Genomic DNA, 14,555 nt, shown 5'->3' with positions numbered 1-14,555 from the left:
ATAGCAGTACTTATTTAAGGCCTTTTACCGCAGTGCCTGCAAAACAAATGGCTATTATGCTCATTCAACTGCGTTTTAATGGCCTTATTAGCTTCTAGTTTACTCAAGCCTAATTTATAGCGTAGTTCTTCTAGGTGTTCTTGTTGAGTATTATTAAGGGTGCCATCTTGAATTTGTTCATGTACGGCATCTTCAAAAAATTGGCGGCGTTTACGTATTTGTTCTGAAAAACTAGACGCCAGTAAACCGGTAGGTATTGCAACCATTCCCATGCTCAGTAGTGTAATAACCCCGCCGAAAAACTTACCCAATGGCGTTATAGGTACTACATCGCCATAACCAACGGTTGTTAGTGTTGCCATTGCCCACCACATAGCCGCAGGAATAGAGCCAAATTTATCGGGTTGTATGTCGTGCTCAATTAAGTAAATTCCGCATGAAGCTAAAATAAGCACGACGGCCATAATAAAAAAAGCAGCCATTAATGAACTACCTTCATCGTTAAAGGCTTTTAAAAGTAGCTGCATGGCGCGTGAGTAGCGAGTGAGTTTAAATACCCTTAATAGCCGGAGCACGCGTAAAAAACGTAAATCGAGAGGAAATAAAAACATCATTAAGCTTGGTAAAATCGCAATTAAATCAACAATTGCCAAAGGGGAGAAAAAATAGCTAAGCCGACGTTTGGTATGAGACCCTTCCATTGCTGCATATTGTGTTTTATCTACGCAAGCCCAAAGTCTGGCTAAGTACTCAATAGCAAAAATAGCGACCGAGACAATTTCTAAAACTAAGAATTCGTTGTAATACTGCTCTGCCACACTTGGAATTGATTCAATAACAATAGCTACAACGTTAATCATTATTAAGCTAATGAGTGCAATATCAAGAATATGTCCTGCTCGATGGTACTGGCCTGTGCCTTCAAACAGGCAAGCCATTTTTTGTCTTAAAGTGTGTGGTTCATTCATTATTTAAGTTTAAGTACCATATTAATACTGCCTTCTTCAAAGTCGCGACTAATTTTAAAACCTAACTTACGGGCAAGCTCAATCATCCCTGTATTCTCTGGTAAGGTTATGCCTTCAATCGATTCCACACCTTGGCGTTTACAGTGGTTAATTGCTGCACTCATTAGTATGCGACCAAGCCCTAAACCTTGGCAATCTGAGCGTACTACAATGGCAAACTCAGCATGCAGGTTATCGGGGTCCATAATGACGCGAGACACACCTAATGTGCGAGTTTTACCTTCAAAGCGTTGGCAAACAATAAACGCCATTTCACGGTCGTAATCAATTTGCGTCATTTTCGCGAGTTGATCGTGGTTAAATTGTGGTAGTTCGCCAAAAAAGCGTTTATATCTGTCTTCTTTATTAAGTGACTCGTCAAATGCTTTATGAGCTTGTTCATCTTCTGGCTTTATTGGTCTGAGCGTAGCTTGGGTGTTGTTTTTAAGTGTTACCACTTCAACAAGTTCAATAGGGTAGGGACGAATAGATAAGCGCTTACGATTGCTCTGAGCTTGATAACGGCTAAGTGTCATGGTGGCATCGAGCACTAAAAACTGTCCATTACTGGCAAGTATAGGATTAAGTTCCATTGAGCTTATGTCAGGTTGATCAATAACTAACTGAGAAATACGCGTTAGCAGTGCACACAAACGATACTTATCAACTTTTTCGGGTAATATGCGCTCCTTTAATACGCCTTTATCGTGCGCTGCGGCAATTAAATACTTTGCTAAGTTCATATTTAGTGGAGGCAGAGCAACGGCGGCTTGCGCATATTCAAGGCCGGTGCCTGCTTCACCTAATAATATAACAGGACCAAAATTAGGCTCGGTTTTAATCGCAATTCGCAGCTCATTTGCGCCTGCTCGCGGCGCCATTTTTTGTAATGAAAACCCTTCAATAACAGCATCCGGATAAGTGTTTTTAATACGGATAAGCATTGCAAAAGCAGTTTGTTCAACCTCGTTCGCGTCGTTTAAGTTAAGCACCACACCACCTACTTCAGACTTTGAAGCAATACTTGGGCTAATAAGTTTTAACGCGACCGGAAAACCAAGTTCTATGGCTTGCTCTCTGGCTTCTGTTGGGGTGTAAGCCACCTCAGTTTGAATGCATGTAATACCATAGTGATTTAATACTTGGCTTGCCTGATGGGTAGGTAAGTAGCTTTGTCCGTCATCTAAAAACTCATTAATAAGCGCTTTAGCTGCTACTTTATTTATTTTTGCGTCATCTGTATTCGACTCAGGTGTTTGCGTTAAATGCTTTTGGTTACGGCGATACGTTACCAAGTGCATAAACGCGCCAACAGCACCCTCTGGTGTTCTATAAGTTGGTATTGCGTTGTTTGAGCACACTTTTCTGGCGGCGTAAGATGCGTCTTCACCCATAAAATTAGTTATAACGTAAGGGCGTGCCATTTTGGGTAATGTTTGTAAGGTTTCTACAATAATGTTGGCATAGTCTTCGCTGGGCGCAAGCGCTGAGGGGGTATGGATAATCAGTAAGTTTTTAACTTCTTTTGCGTGCAGTAAAATTTCTAATGCTTGCTTATAACGCGCTGGTGCTGAATCGCCAAAAATATCCACAGGGTTTGAGGTGGTTTCTGATTGCGGAATTACTTTATTTAGCGCATATCGGGTTTCAATGCTTAGTTCTGCTAATTTACCGGAGCTTTGAATTAGCTCATCAACGGCCATAACACCCGGGCCGCCACCATTAGTTAAAATTGTTAGTTGCTCTACTTTTAATAATTTTGGATGCATGGCGAGTGTTTGTGTCGCTGCAAATAGCTCTCGTAAATCATTTACGCGCAGCATACCCGCTCGTTGAAATAACGCATCGTAAACAGCATCAGAGCTTTGCTTTCCGCCGGTGTGAATTTCGGCTGCAAGTGCGCCTGCACTTGTTTTACCTGTTTTAATTGCAATTACAGGTTTACTAAAGGCCGCAGCTCTTGCTGCTGATATAAAGCCACGAATATCTTCAATGTTGTCAATGTAAAGTAAAATAGCTTTGGTTTTAGCATCACGACCTAAAAAGTCGAGTAGTTCATTAAAGTTTATATCAAGGCAATCACCTACCGATACAAAATATGAAAATCCAATTTCTTTGTTTTTAGCCCAATCTAAAATGGTTGAGCATACTGCTGCTGATTGCGATACAAATGCAATTTTACCTGGGCTTGCTACTGTATGTGAAAAGCTCGCATTTAAACCAATATGAGGGATCAGCAAGCCCAAACAATTGGGTCCAAGCAAAGTAACCTGTTTGGCTTGAGCGCATGCTTTAAGCGCGCTTTTTTGCTCCCCAGAAAGCCCATCTGCAATAACAATAGCCGTTTTACAGCCAAGCTCTCCAAGCTGCTCAATAATATCAATTAAGGTATTTTTGTTAGTACAAATAACAGCAAGGTCGGGTACTTTTGGTAAGTCAGCAATAGAGGGGTAAGCAAGTACGCCATGTACTGCGCTATGGCTTGGAGTAACGGGCATTATCGGCCCTTTAAAACCGCCTTGAAGTAAGTTGCGCATAACCACAAAACCAGCACGAGTTGATATATTAGAGGCACCAATAACGGCCACTGAGCTTGGGTTAAAAAACTGGGTAATGCGCTTAAGGCTCATGGTTTTTCCTAGGCTGATTAAATTTTGCGTTATTTATAGTCTCAATGTACCCTGTTTACTGTGTTATTTCGAGCGTCTAGATGCTTATTATTGATATCAATCAAGGAGATTATTGTGAATAAAACCCCCGGTTTTTACATTGTTATAGCGGCTATTTGTTTAAGTATAGGCTTAATTAGCTTAGGGTTTATTTTAAAGAGCACAGCTCTCAGTGTAAAAGAGATGGAACGTACTGTGCAGGTTAAGGGATTGGCCGAGCGAGAAGTTATAGCCGATACGGTAATTTGGCCTCTGCAATTTAGTGATGCCGACAATAATCTTGAAAAATTAGTCAGCCGAGTTGAGAAAAAAAATGATGCTGTAACTGCTTTTTTAAAACTGCATGGTTTTGACGACGATGAAATAACAATAGGCAGCCAGTCAGTTATTGATAAGCAAGCACGTGAATACAGTAATGAAAATCAGCAATTTAGGTACATAGTGCGTTCAAATATTATTGTTTATTCTGATGCGCCAGATAAAGTGCAAAACGCGCTGAGCAAAGTGAGCCAACTTGCTAAACAAGATATCGCAATAGTGCAGGACAGCTACGAAACAAAAGTTGAATATATTTTTACTGGCCTCAATGATGTAAAACCTGCGATGGTGCAAGAAGCAACTGAAAAAGCGCGTGAAGTCGCTAATAAATTTGCTAAAGACTCTAATTCAAAATTAGGCAAAATAAAAACAGCTCGCCAAGGGCAATTTAGTATCAGTAATCGAGATTCAAACACACCGCAAATAAAAAATATAAGAGTGGTAACCAGTGTTGAATATTATTTAAATGACTAGGGCCTGTTGACCTTTCAGGATTAAAATTTGTTCAATCTAGGGGCCGATTTAATCGCGGCGTGAGGTTTGTAACCTAGCGGGCTAAGTAAAAACCGAGCAAAGCTTCCGCGTCCTGCTCACGCCCCTTACCTACATCCATGTAGGCAACAAAGAGTAAATTGCCCCTAGGCAGAACCCTTCGGGCAGCGCATGTTTGGCATTTATTCCACGTTATCGCCTATTAATGGGGAATAACCACACTGCATAGGCTCTGCCTTGACTAAATACCAAACATACTGCTGTAAATTTAACCTCGAAAGATAAACAGGCCCTAGGAAATAATATGTCAGAGTCTAAATATGGTCAGTTTGTACTGGCGCCCCGTTCGTATTTTTTTACTGCTATAGCGAGCGTGGTGTTTGCGTTTATTGGCTTTAGTTATAATGCATGGCGAATGGAGGCAAGTGAAGAGAACAACAATACACGCATTGCTAGCTTTCAAATATTACAAGAACTAGCCGAGCTTGAGCTTATTGTATTTGCGGCACATTACGATAATAACAAAATAGATGGCAGCCCTAGAAAAGGCTGGGTTAAAGTTAACTTAATTCATGACTTAAGCTACTTAGCCGTTGATAAAGTACATTTAAAAACAAAAGACTTACAAAAGGTCTGGCAAACAAATTGGCCAAATATGGTTGATCAGCAAAGTGCTGCGCAATCTATTACACATGCCGTAGACAGTGTGCGTACAGAAGTTGTGAGTGAATTAAAGCGCCTTGATTAAGTGAGCAACTTGCGCCGTTGAGCGTTGCAAGTAAGCGGCGCTCAGTAAAATTGTGGTCTCGTTAACTTTTTGCCCTTTTAGTACGTTGGCAAGCTGCTGTTTTGCGTTAGGATTTTGTTTTTGCTCTATTTCCATTAATGCTAACAAAGCTGAGAATTCATGCTTTACCGGTGTGCTCGATTTATTTGCATAGGCAATGTAGCAGGCAACTGGTGTTAATCCGTGAGAGTTGGGCTGCGCCAACGCTTTAACTAAGTCATCATTTGATTCAAACAACATTAAAGAGCGTACATAGTTAAATGGCAGCTTTGTAGCATCGGCATGCTTAAACACATTGTGCAGTACATTATTTCCTTGAGTATCTTGTACTAAAAAGCCTTTATTTACTCTCAGCGCTGGAGTAAAAAAACTCAATGCGTCAATATTAGTGAGTTGGTTAATAAATAGAGAAGGTGCTGTATTAGTACTTAATATACGGATTGCTATGTTTTGCATAAAGTCATACTTAACACTCAACCGTTGGGCGCTGTCATATAAATGGTTAAGCTGCAAAGTTTGCTGAGCAGGGCTTAACTGCCTAAAGTCGTTATCGAGCTCATTTAACTGCTGCTTTGAAATACGCGCATTAAGTAGTTGTATGCTTAAATCCATTATTATTTCCAAAATCTTTTTTACTACTATAAAACAAAAAAGGTCGCAAATGCGACCTTTTCATATTTAAAGCAATTGTTTAAATTGGTTTTAAGCCTTTTTGCTTGCTACCCATTCATTAACAAAGTTTTCTAGTACATTAAGTGGTACAGGACCATTTTTAAGCACTACGTCGTGGAACTGGCGAATATCAAATTTATCACCAAGTTGCTTTTTAGCTTCTTCACGAAGCTCTAAAATCTTAAGCATACCCACTTTATAAGCTGTTGCTTGTGAAGGCATTACAATGTGACGCTCAACCATTTTAACACCGTCAGATGTTGCATTAGGCGTGTTATTTACGTAGTAATCAATACCTTCTTGGCGAGTCCACTTCATTGCGTGAATACCCGTATCAACAACTAAGCGACATGCGCGCCATAATTCCATTGAAAGACGACCAAAATCTGAGTAAGGGTCTGAGTACATGCCCATTTCTTTAGGAATGAACTCTGAGTATAAACCCCAGCCTTCAATATACGCTGTGTAGCCACCAAACTTACGGAACTTAGGAATACCTTCTAGTTCTTGCGAAATAGCTATTTGCATGTGGTGTCCCGGAATACCTTCGTGGTATGCCAGCGCTTCCATTTGATACGTTGGCATTGCTTCCATATCGTAAAGGTTAGCGTAGTAAACACCTGGGCGTGAACCATCAGGAGCAGGCTGTTGGTAAAAGGCTTTACCTGCTGCTTTTTCACGGAATGCTTCAACCGCTTTTACTTTTAAACCTGCTTTTGGTTTAACAATGAATAACTCATCTAAACGCGTTTTCATTGTATCAATAAGCCCAGTGGCTTCATCAAGGTAGCGTTGTTTACCTTGTGCATCATTAGGGTAGTAAAATTGCTTGTCAGTTTTCATAAACTGCATAAACGCTTTTAAGTCGCCTTTAAAGCCAACTTTGTCTTTAATCTCACGCATTTCATCATGAATACGTGTCACTTCAGATAGACCAATTGCATGAATTTCTTTAGCAGTTAAATCTGTTGTAGTTGTGCGCTTAAGTGCGTTGTTATAAAACGCTTCGCCATCAGGTAATTTCCATGCGCCATCGCGATCATCTGCGCGTTTTTCAAGCTGTGCAAGGTAATTAATTAGTTTAGAGTAAGATGGTTTAACAGCCGATTTTAATGCATCTGATGCATCGCTGATTAACGAGTCTTTCTCGTCTTGGCTAATTTCAAGCGCTGTTACTTTACGTTTAAAGTCAGCAAGCAAGGTAGAATCATCGCCTTTTTCAAACGGTGCACCGTGAATAATGTTTTTGCTTGAATCAATAACATGCGGGAATACAAATTTAGGGGCTATGATGCCTTTTTCTGCACGTACAGTTAAATCAACGATAAGCTGATCAATAACACCAGTTACACCATTTAAACGAGAAATGTAGTCTTTAGCTTCTTTTACATTGCTAATTGAGTGCTGATTAATTAAAAACGCAGGGATCATAGAATGCGTACCAAACATTTGGTTCACAGGGTAGTTATGGTAACGCCATTTAAAGTCAGCAATTGAGCTTTCAAGATCTTGTTTTTTTAAGTCGTAGCTAACTTTTGTTGCATCATCTAATAAATCACGGCTGATTGCTTTTAGTGCAACTAGGTCAGCTTTTGTTTGCGCTAAATCTTTAAGCTGTCTTTCTTCGCTGCCATCATCCCACTTATCGTAATCTTGCTTAATACCCATGTATGTTTGATATACAGGACTGCTCATTACGTCGCGGTTAAATGTATCTTCAAAAAATGCATTGGCTTTGTCTATTTCACTTTGTTGTGATTGAACTGCTTGTGCAATAGGAGCTGAAGTCGCTTGTTGTGTTGTTTGCTGGCAACCAGCAAGTAGTGCAACGCTTACTGCGGCCGCAATAAAAGTAAGTTTACGCATTGTTTTCCCTTTTGTTGTTAGAAACCCATTAGGGTGTTTTATATTTATTTTTTGTGTAGCGCTGGGCGCTACACAAATAATTCTAGCAGGTCATTTAAAAAGCGATGACCTTTTAAGCTTACCTGCCAATGGCTGTCTGTTTGAGTCAATAAACCTTTATTAATTGCTTGGTTTAATGCGCTTTGCTGACTTTGCAGTGGCAGTGTTGTTAGTTTATTAAAATCATTAATTGGGCAAGGCTCAACAAGGCGAAAGCGATTCATAAAAAATTCAAACGCTAAATCGTCTTGCTCTACATGCCAGCTTTTGTACATATACGGTTTGATTAAATCCATATAGCCGCGTGGGTGTTTAACCTTTTCAGTACGCGTAATAAGCCCTGTATTTGCATCAGTAACCTTACCATGCGCGCCGCAGCCAATACCGAGATAATCGCCAAAACGCCAATAATTCAAGTTATGTTGGCACTGATAGCCCGGTTTTGCATAGCCTGATATTTCGTATTGTATGTAACCTGCTTGCGCGAGTAACTCGACCCCTTGTTCTTGTATGTCCCACAGTGTTTCATCTTGTGGCAAGGTAGGTGGCTTTGAAGCAAATTGAGTATTGGGTTCAATAGTTAGTTGATACCACGATATATGAGGAGGATCGAGCGCTATTATTTGCTTTAAATCGCTCAGTGCATCGTCAAGTGTTTGCCCTGGTAAGCCGTGCATTAAATCAAGGTTAAAGCTATTTAAACCGGCTTCTTTAGCTTGCTGCGCAGCATAATTAGCCTCGTCACTGCCATGAATCCGCCCCAGTGCTTTTAGCTTGTCGTTTTGCATGCTTTGCACACCGATAGAAATACGGTTAATGCCTGCTTTTACGTAATCTTTAAAGCGACCTGTTTCTACTGTGCCTGGGTTGGCTTCAAGGGTAATTTCGCAGTGTTCTTCAAGACCAATTAGGTTGTCGACTTCATTTAATAAACGAGTATAAGCCGCACCAGTTAATAAGCTCGGAGTACCGCCACCAATAAAGATACTGTGAATTTTACGTCCTTGCACTAAGTGCAAATCTGCTTTTAAATCATCAATTAAATGCTGAACATATTCAGCTTCAGGTATTTCACCTTTTTGCCCGTGGCTATTAAAATCGCAGTACGGGCATTTTTGCACGCACCAAGGTACGTGCACATATAAGCTCAGTGGTGGAAGGTTCACAGGCCGCCTTTTTGCTGTAGCTCTAGCAATAGTTTTTGTAGTGCTTGGCCGCGATGACTCACTGCATTTTTTTGCTCTTTTGTAAGCTCAGCACTGGTACAATTTTTCTCTGGTACAAAAAATACAGGGTCGTAACCAAAGCCACCGTTGCCATTTTGAGTGAGCGTAATTTCGCCTTCCCAGCTTGCACTGCAAATAAGGGGGGTAGGGTCATCTGCGTGGCGCATTAATACCAGTACACACCAAAAACGAGCACTACGGATAGGGTTATTACCCAAGTCTACGAGTAACTTATCAATGTTATCTTGATCGCTGGCACCTGGGCCTGCAAAACGGGCAGAGTAAACACCGGGTGCGCCATTTAGGCCATCAACTTCTAAACCTGAGTCATCGGCAATAGCAGGCATGCCAGTAATTTTAGCGGCATGACGCGCTTTAATAATGGCATTTTCAACAAAGGTAGTGCCGGTTTCGGCAACTTCACCTACGTTAAAATCGCTCTGTGGAACTACATTAATATTCAGAGGGCTTAGCATGTTAGCTAGCTCATTTACTTTGCCAGGGTTACCTGTAGCAAGTACTAAAGTTTTGGTCATGTTATTAATCTACGTAAAATTTTTGCTGAAACTGTAATTTTTGAAATTGATTACTTTGTTGTATTTCAATCTCAAAGCGTAAAATCTCTTCGTTGGTATAATCAACTTGGGCAAGGTAATAAATTGAATCACCTTCTTTTACTTCTTTAAAAGTAAGCGTTTGTTTGTTGCCAAGTAGGTTTTTTGCTGTGCCTGTAAGTTTTGCTGTTTGGGCTGTGTTTTCGGCATCATTTTTTAATATAGAAATATTCACAATACCTTTGTATCCACTTCGCTCAAGACCATACGCTGTTGCTATTTTTGGCTGAATAAAAGTAGAAGGAAAAGCAATGTAATGCACTTGCCAAGGACCAAGCTCTTTATACTGTGCGCCTTGCATTTCTTCGCTTTGCGCGTTAAATGTAAATGCTAAACAAGCAATAAAACAAAACTTAATTAAACGGTTCATTATGTATTCCTCAAAACATATAAAAAAGAGGCCTTTGGGCCTCTTTTACTCAAAAATTAAGTGCTTAGACTAAAAAGTCCATAAGCAGCATTTGCAAAAACTGAATACCAATAATAAGCACTAAAACTGATAAATCTAAGCCACCCATTGATGGCAATATTTTACGAATTGGTTTTAGCATTGGTTCAGTCAGCTGGTGGAAAACCGCTTCAATAGGGTTATAGCCTTGGCTAACCCAACTTAAAATAGCGCGAATAATAAGTACCCAAAATACTAAATTAAGACCTTCTTTTAGTACAGTTATTAGTGCTTGAATAATTACTGGCTGTATTGCCCACGCGTTATAAATAACAAGCATTAAAGTACTAATTTTGGCTACGGCAACTATAAATGCCAGCAACAGAGACGCTAAATCAAGCCCACCAAACCCTGGAATGATTTTACGTAGCGGTTTAACGGCAAACGAAGTGGCTTTAACCACAAACTGGCTCATTGGATTATAAAAGTCGGCTTTTGCCCACTGCAGCCAAAAGCGCAGTAATACCACCATTAAAAATAAATCAAACAGGGTACTGATTAAAAATTGCATGGCATTCATAGTGTAACCTTCAATAAAAAAGTGGTTTTAAAGTTCTTTTTCCATTTGCTCTGCACGTGCAATACACGCATCCATAGCATCGCCAACGGTTTTAGTTAAGCCTTCATCTTTTAAGTGCTCAACAGCTGCGTGAGTAGTACCGCCTTTAGATGTTACGTTTGAACGCAGTTGCGAAATACTAATATTAGGCTGGCTAAGTGCCATTTCGGCAGCGCCAAGTGCTGTTTGTTGTACCAAGCGACGAGCATCTTCATCGTTAAAGCCCAGTGCTTTAGCTTTTTCTTCTATGGCTTCCATAAATAAGAAAAAGTAAGCAGGAGATGAGCCCGTAACGGCAATAATATCGTTAATTTGCGATTCTTTTTCAACCCATATAGCGATGCCAGTACATTCAAAAACTTGCTGTACAAATTCGTGCTCGCTTTGTGTTTCGCCAGCGCCATATAAACCTGATACTCCGCGACCTAATAAAGACGGTGTATTTGGCATGCAACGCACCATTTTAACGTCTTGTCCTAGCATTTCACGCAAACGTTTTACAGTTAGGCCAGCAGCAACAGAAATAAACAGTTTGTCGCTAAAATCTACGCCTGACTCTTGAAACGATTTACATAAATCGCCCATCATTTGTGGTTTAACAGACAAAACAATTACATCAGCATCGCGCAGGGCTTCGTTATTGTCACTGGTGGTTTGCACCTTGAAATCGGCTGCTACCTTTGCAAGCTTTTCTTGGTTGCGGTTAGTCGCAATAATATTACTTGCGTTAAAACCGTTTTTTACCATGCCACCAATAATGGCGTAGCTCATATTACCTGTGCCTATAAATGCGATTTTTTTATCTGACATAAATCTGTTATCACCTTTTAAGTTCGTGTTCCAAAAATGTCTGTGCCGACTCTTACCATGGTTGAACCTGCACTAATAGCAGCTTCAACATCACCGCTCATACCCATCGACAAAGTATCTACTTGAGGATATTGGGTCTTTAGTTTATCAAAGCAAGTTTGTAATTGCTCAAAAGATTGAGTTTGAGCTAACGGATCGTCGCTTTTTGCGGGAATAGCCATTAAACCGCGAAGTGTTAAGTGCTCACATTGGTTAATAAACTCAGCAAGTTCAGAAATTTGCCCAACACTACAACCCGATTTAGCGTCTTCTTCGCTTATATTTACTTGAATAAGTATATTAAGCGATGATTTATCGTCTGGGCGCTGGGAATCTAATCGTTTCGCTATTTTTATGCGATCAACACTTTGCACCCAATCAAAGTTGGCAGCCACTAATGCACTTTTATTTGATTGAATAGGGCCAATGAAATGCCAAATGATGTCGCTATATGACTGTAGTTGAGCTATTTTATCTATAGCCTCTTGAACATAAGATTCACCAAATTCGCGCTGGCCATGCTCATAAGCTGCTATAACATCTTCGCTTGGTTTAGTTTTAGACACTGCGAGTAGAGTGACTTCGTTAGTGTTTCGCTGTGCGTTTTTTGCCGCGTCTGCAATTCTAGCGTAGGCGGATGTGAGTCGTTCTGCTATTGTAACCATATATTTATCAGTTAGTTGTGGAGTCATAAATGGATATTACCGAATTATTAGCGTTTAGTGTGCAACACAAAGCATCCGATTTACATTTATCATCGGGTGTTTCACCTATGATACGCGTAGACGGTGATGTTCGCCGCATTAATATACCAGCCCTTGCAGACAAAGACGTAAACAGTCTGGTTTACGATATTATGAACGATAATCAACGCAAGGACTATGAACAAAACCTCGAAGTGGATTTTTCGTTTGAAGTACCTAATTTAGCACGTTTTCGTGTGAATGCGTTCAACTCTAATCGCGGGCCCGCTGCTGTATTTCGTACCATACCAAGTGAAGTGTTAACACTTGATGATTTAGGTGCGCCAGATATTTTTAAAACAATTTCTGACACCCCTCGTGGACTCGTATTAGTGACAGGCCCAACGGGCTCTGGTAAATCAACAACACTTGCCGCTATGGTCGATTATATAAATCAAAATAAACATCACCATATTCTAACAATAGAAGATCCAATCGAGTTTGTTCACGATAATAAATTAAGCCTTATTAACCAACGTGAGGTACATCGCGATACACACAGCTTTTCAAACGCACTACGTAGTGCACTGCGTGAAGACCCTGATGTAATACTTGTAGGTGAGTTACGAGATTTAGAAACAATTCGTCTTGCAATGACGGCAGCCGAAACTGGCCATTTAGTATTTGGTACGCTGCATACTACTTCTGCACCAAAAACCATTGACCGTATTATTGATGTATTCCCAGGTGAAGAAAAATCAATGGTACGTTCAATGTTATCTGAATCTTTGCGTGCTGTTATTTCACAAACACTGCTTAAAAAGATTGGTGGCGGGCGAGTTGCAGCACACGAAATTATGATTGCAGTACCTGCTATTCGTAACTTAATTCGTGAAGATAAAATTGCACAAATGTACTCGTCGATTCAAACCGGTGCGTCTGTGGGCATGCAAACAATGGATCAATGTTTAACTAATTTAGTTAATCACGGCATTGTTACAAATGCTGCGGCTAAAGAAAAAGCACAAGACAAAACACAATTTGGTGGGTAAGAAACTATTATGGCTTTATCTTTAAACGACTTTTTACTCATCATGATTGAGAAAAAAGGATCTGACTTATTTGTATCGAGTCAGCTACCTGTAAGCGCAAAAATAAACGGTGAGCTAACAGCCCTAAGTGACGATAGGCTTACTGATGAGCAATCGCTTGAGTTAGTAGAATCTGCAATGAGCGAAAAGCAAAAAGCAGAGTTTCATACAACGAAAGAATGTAACTTTGCGATTGCCACCGACGAAGGGCGTTTTCGTATTTCTGCTTTTTGGCAACGCGATAAAGCAGGTATGGTTATTCGCCGCATTGTTACGCAAATACCTGATGTGAGTGAGCTAGGTCTTCCTTCTATTCTTACCGATGTAATTATGTCTAAGCGTGGCCTTGTTTTGTTCGTCGGTGGTACTGGCACGGGTAAATCAACCTCGCTAGCCGCACTTATTGGTTACCGTAACCGACATCAACGTGGTCATATACTGACTATTGAAGATCCGATTGAATTTGTTCATGAGCATCGCAAAAGTATTATTACTCAACGCGAAGTAGGGCTTGATACCGAAAGCTTTGAGTCAGCACTTAAAAGCTCATTACGCCAAGCTCCCGATGTAATTTTGATTGGTGAAATTCGCTCTCAAGAAACTATGGAATACGCACTAAGCTTTGCCGAAACAGGTCATTTATGTGTTGCAACACTGCATGCTAATAATGCTAACCAAGCGATTGACCGTATTATGCATTTAGTTCCAAAAGAAAAACACGATAAGCTTAAGTACGATTTAGCACTTAATTTACGTGCTATCGTGGCGCAGCAATTAGTGCCGACTGCTGATGGTGAAAGCCGTGTTGCAGCTATTGAAATATTGCTTAACTCACCAATGGTTGCTGAACTGATTAAAAACGGTGATATTGGTGGTATTAAAGAGGCAATGGCTAAATCGAAAGAAATGGGCATGCAAACCTTTGACCAAGCATTATTTGAGCTGTATAGACAGCAGCGAATTAATTACGCTGATGCACTGCATCATGCTGATTCGCCAAATGATTTACGTTTAATGATTAAACTGCGCAATAACGAGCAGCAAGGTGCGGGCTTTTTACAAGGCGTTACTATTGATGGCCTTGACGATAAAAATAACGATCAATAATTTAAAAAGTAATAAATATAAATACTTAATATAAAAAAAGCGCCAATTGGCTAATGCCAGTCAGTTAAGCTGACTGGCATTTTTCTTTTTATGGGGATACTTAGATGGTTTTGGCTTAACCCATCGGG

General features: G+C 40.3%; 14 protein-coding genes. 4 read left to right on the top strand and 10 right to left on the bottom strand.

Going from position 1 to position 14,555, the window contains the following annotated elements:
- Positions 1 to 14: 14 nt before the first annotated feature.
- Entirely contained in the window at positions 15 to 968 is a 954-nt protein-coding gene (locus tag I6F66_RS08755; protein WP_007586932.1) for an ion transporter, read from the bottom strand.
- Positions 968 to 3,637: a bifunctional acetate--CoA ligase family protein/GNAT family N-acetyltransferase gene (locus tag I6F66_RS08750; protein WP_197209117.1), complete on the bottom strand. Its 2,670-nt coding sequence runs from the start codon at positions 3,635 to 3,637 to the stop codon at positions 968 to 970. Before I6F66_RS08750 ends, I6F66_RS08755 begins: the two co-directional genes overlap by 1 nt.
- Positions 3,638 to 3,751: 114 nt before the next feature.
- Between I6F66_RS08750 and I6F66_RS08745 the strand changes: the two genes are divergently transcribed.
- Complete coding sequence (locus I6F66_RS08745) at positions 3,752 to 4,468, top strand: SIMPL domain-containing protein (RefSeq protein ID WP_024590673.1); 717 nt, start codon at positions 3,752 to 3,754, stop codon at positions 4,466 to 4,468.
- A gap of 322 nt (positions 4,469 to 4,790) precedes the next feature.
- Positions 4,791 to 5,234, top strand: a complete 444-nt coding sequence (locus I6F66_RS08740) for a hypothetical protein (RefSeq protein WP_197142003.1) — start codon at positions 4,791 to 4,793, stop codon at positions 5,232 to 5,234.
- On the opposite strand, the gene I6F66_RS08735 is transcribed toward I6F66_RS08740, so the two are convergent.
- The 8 genes from I6F66_RS08735 to I6F66_RS08700 all read right to left on the bottom strand — a co-directional run bounded on the left by I6F66_RS08735 (position 5,217) and on the right by I6F66_RS08700 (position 12,238).
- Positions 5,217 to 5,885, bottom strand: a complete 669-nt coding sequence (locus I6F66_RS08735; RefSeq protein ID WP_165725178.1) for a hypothetical protein — start codon at positions 5,883 to 5,885, stop codon at positions 5,217 to 5,219. The two genes, I6F66_RS08740 and I6F66_RS08735, sit on opposite strands and share 18 nt — an antisense overlap.
- Before the next feature lie 90 nt (positions 5,886 to 5,975).
- Complete coding sequence (locus I6F66_RS08730) at positions 5,976 to 7,811, bottom strand: DUF885 family protein (protein ID WP_165722132.1); 1,836 nt, start codon at positions 7,809 to 7,811, stop codon at positions 5,976 to 5,978.
- 68 nt (positions 7,812 to 7,879) lie between these two features.
- A complete protein-coding gene (gene hemW, locus I6F66_RS08725) occupies positions 7,880 to 9,016 on the bottom strand; it encodes a radical SAM family heme chaperone HemW (protein WP_024590676.1) in 1,137 nt (378 codons plus the stop codon).
- On the bottom strand, positions 9,013 to 9,612 hold the full coding sequence (locus tag I6F66_RS08720) for an XTP/dITP diphosphatase (protein WP_007585416.1): 600 nt from the start codon (positions 9,610 to 9,612) through the stop codon (positions 9,013 to 9,015). Before I6F66_RS08720 ends, hemW begins: the two co-directional genes overlap by 4 nt.
- Positions 9,613 to 9,616: 4 nt before the next feature.
- Complete coding sequence (locus I6F66_RS08715; RefSeq protein ID WP_197142001.1) at positions 9,617 to 10,060, bottom strand: DUF4426 domain-containing protein; 444 nt, start codon at positions 10,058 to 10,060, stop codon at positions 9,617 to 9,619.
- 64 nt (positions 10,061 to 10,124) lie between these two features.
- Positions 10,125 to 10,658 (bottom strand): YggT family protein, encoded by a 534-nt coding sequence (locus I6F66_RS08710; RefSeq protein WP_007585413.1) that lies wholly within the window; start codon positions 10,656 to 10,658, stop codon positions 10,125 to 10,127.
- 27 nt (positions 10,659 to 10,685) lie between these two features.
- Entirely contained in the window at positions 10,686 to 11,507 is an 822-nt protein-coding gene (gene proC, locus I6F66_RS08705) for a pyrroline-5-carboxylate reductase (RefSeq protein WP_197141999.1), read from the bottom strand.
- A gap of 17 nt (positions 11,508 to 11,524) precedes the next feature.
- The gene (locus I6F66_RS08700; RefSeq protein ID WP_197141996.1) at positions 11,525 to 12,238 is read right to left on the bottom strand and encodes a YggS family pyridoxal phosphate-dependent enzyme; all 714 of its coding nucleotides are present in this window, start codon (positions 12,236 to 12,238) and stop codon (positions 11,525 to 11,527) included.
- Between the two features lie 2 nt (positions 12,239 to 12,240).
- Between I6F66_RS08700 and I6F66_RS08695 the strand changes: the two genes are divergently transcribed.
- Positions 12,241 to 13,281 carry a type IV pilus twitching motility protein PilT gene (locus I6F66_RS08695; RefSeq protein ID WP_007585408.1) on the top strand — a complete coding sequence of 347 codons (1,041 nt, stop codon included), beginning with the start codon at positions 12,241 to 12,243 and terminating at the stop codon, positions 13,279 to 13,281.
- Between the two features lie 9 nt (positions 13,282 to 13,290).
- Positions 13,291 to 14,427 carry a PilT/PilU family type 4a pilus ATPase gene (locus I6F66_RS08690; RefSeq protein ID WP_197141994.1) on the top strand — a complete coding sequence of 379 codons (1,137 nt, stop codon included), beginning with the start codon at positions 13,291 to 13,293 and terminating at the stop codon, positions 14,425 to 14,427.
- Positions 14,428 to 14,555: the final 128 nt, after the last annotated feature.

The organism is Pseudoalteromonas sp. NZS100_1, from assembly GCF_015864285.1.
GTDB classification, from domain to species: domain Bacteria; phylum Pseudomonadota; class Gammaproteobacteria; order Enterobacterales; family Alteromonadaceae; genus Pseudoalteromonas; species Pseudoalteromonas arctica.
This window is presented reverse-complemented; position numbering and strand designations above follow the sequence as displayed.